Origin of the sequence: Paenibacillus sp. EKM10P, assembly GCF_011800655.1 — a bacterium.
Taxonomy (GTDB): Bacteria; Bacillota; Bacilli; order Paenibacillales; family Paenibacillaceae; genus Paenibacillus; species Paenibacillus polymyxa.
This window is the reverse complement of record NZ_JAALET010000039.1, coordinates 1-1,817: the sequence shown is the minus strand read 5'-3', so window position 1 is coordinate 1,817 and position 1,817 is coordinate 1. Positions and strand designations below refer to the sequence as shown.

1 protein-coding gene is annotated in these 1,817 nt (G+C 54.8%); it reads left to right on the top strand.

Annotated features, from left to right (window positions below):
• Window positions 1–1,817, top strand: a 1,817-nt coding sequence (locus HFE01_RS26275) for a condensation domain-containing protein (protein WP_167438829.1), incomplete at both ends; no start/stop codon positions are given.

The window sequence follows — 1,817 nt, the reverse complement described above, 5'->3', positions numbered from 1 at the left end:
GCCTGGCCGGGGCGAAGTTGGTCAACCTGTATGGACCAACCGAAGCGACGGTGGACGTATCGTACTTTGATTGCGAGTCGGATGAGGCATATGCGGTTATCCCGATCGGAAAACCGATTCAGAACATTCGTCTGTACATTGTGAAGGAAGGCACGGAGCAATTGCAGCCGATTGGGGTAGCAGGGGAACTGTGCATCGGCGGTGTCGGCGTAGCCCGCGGTTACCTGAACCGTCCGGAGCTAACGGCCGAGAAATTCGTTGCCGATCCGTTTGCCAGCAGGGAAGCTGGGTATGAACGGATGTACCGCACTGGTGATTTGGCGAGATGGATGCCAGACGGCAACATTGAATACTTAGGCCGGATTGACCATCAGGTGAAAATCCGGGGGTACCGGATTGAGCTGGGCGAGGTCGAAACGCAGCTACTTCAAGTGGAATCGGTACGAGAAGCGGTGGTCATGGCTCGTGCGGATGAAACGGGCCAAAAACAAATGGTGGCCTACTATGTCGCGGGGCAAGAAATCAGTGCCAGCGAGCTGAGAAGTGAGCTGGGCGGAGAGCTGCCAAGCTACATGGTGCCATCGTACTTTGTACAGCTGGAGCAAATGCCGCTGAGTCCCAATGGCAAAATCGACCGCAAGGCATTGCCGGCACCGGAAGGCAGCCTGCAAAGCGGAGCCGACTATGTTGCACCGCGGACGTGGGTGGAAGTGAAGCTGACACAAATTTGGCAGGATGTGCTGGGTCTGGCACAGGTCGGCGTGAAGGAAAACTTCTTTGAGATGGGTGGACACTCGCTGCGGGCGACGACACTGGCCTCGAAGATTCACAAGGAACTGCACAAGCAGCTTCCTCTGCGCAGTATTTTTGAAGCACCAACGATTGAACAACTGGCAGCTGTGCTGGAAGGTCTAGATCAGGTGGCGTATGCGTCCATTCCAGTAACGGAAGAGCGCAGCTTCTATCCACTGTCCTCGGCGCAAAAACGACTGTATGTGCTGCATCAGTTCGACCCGAATGATGTGAACTACAACATGCCGTCGGTACTGCAAGTGAGTGGTCCGCTGGACGTGAAGCGAGTAGAGGACGTGTTCTGTCAACTGATTGCCCGCCATGCGACCTTGCGTACCCGCTTTGAGCTAATCGACAGCGAGCCAATGCAATGGATCGAGGACACCGTGCCATTTGCGGTGGAATATACGAAGGTACAAGCAGAGAGTGCGACTGCGCATACAGCCAAGGTCGCAGATATTGTAGTCAGCAAGGAAGTGCAAGAACGGGTGCGGAGCTTTGTCCGTCCGTTTGATCTCAAAGCTGCACCGCTGCTGCGGGTAGGCTTGGTGGATCTGGGCGTTCAGGGAGTAGAGCAGGAAGCCCAACATCTGCTTATGCTTGATATGCACCATATCGTCTCGGATGGGGTGTCTATGGAGGTCCTGACCGATGAGTTTGTCCGTTTGTATGGCGGTGAAGAGCTAGCGCCATTGCGGATTCAGTACAAAGATTATGCTGTATGGCAGCAAAGCGAGGCCCAGCAGGAATGGATGCAGCGTCAGGAAACGTATTGGCTTGACACTTTCCAAGGTGAACTACCTGTACTGGATCTGTCTACTGACTTTGTCCGCCCAGCGGTGCAGAGTACGGCAGGGGATACGATCGAATTTGTACTAAAGCGTGAGGTTAGTGAACGTCTGAAAGAACTGGCGGCGCACACCGGCGCTACCCTGTATATGGTGTTGCTGGCGGCGTACACCACGCTCTTACACAAATACACAGGCCAAGAGGACATCGTCGTTGGCACACCGATTGCCGGACGA